At 56.9% G+C, this 531-nt stretch carries 1 protein-coding gene; it reads right to left on the bottom strand.

Annotated features, from left to right (window positions below; translation table 11 throughout):
- Positions 1-83: 83 nt before the first annotated feature.
- Positions 84-531, bottom strand: a 448-nt coding sequence (locus tag E1189_RS06575) for a hypothetical protein (RefSeq protein ID WP_196221266.1), incomplete at its 5' end; no start/stop codon positions are given.

Genomic DNA, 531 nt, shown 5'->3' on the forward strand with positions numbered 1-531 from the left:
TATCTCTTTTTCATCACAGGGCGTATTCGCCTGCCCCCAGGCCGTCTGAGTGCGTAGCCGGGTAAAGATGTCCAGGGCCTTTTTCAGGTTGTCCTTGCCCCCCATGATCTGGAGATGTCTGCCCATGCCAGTTCGATATTCTTGTCATCACAGGGAGTGTCCGCCAGCCCACCAGCCGCACGGGTACGCAGCTGCGTATAGATGTCCAGAGCCGCTTTCAGGTTATCCATGCCTCCCATAATCTGGAGATGTCTGCTCAGTGTTAACTCGATCTCCATATCCTCACAGGGGGTGTTCTCCTGCCCACCGGCTGCCCGGGTGCGCAGCCGGGTAAAGATGTCCAGAGCAGTCTTCATATTGTCCATATTTCCCATGACCTGGAGATGTCTGCCCAGAGCCAGTTCAACCTCCCTGTCATCACAGGGGATGTTCGCCTGCCCTCCGGCTGCCTGGCTGCGCAGCCGGGTAAAGATGTCCTGAGCTACTTTCAGGTTGCCCATACCCCCCATGATCTGGAGATGCCTGCCCAGT

This window comes from Parendozoicomonas verongulae (genome assembly GCF_009711465.1).
In the GTDB taxonomy this organism is placed as follows: domain Bacteria; phylum Pseudomonadota; class Gammaproteobacteria; order Pseudomonadales; family Endozoicomonadaceae; genus Sansalvadorimonas; species Sansalvadorimonas verongulae.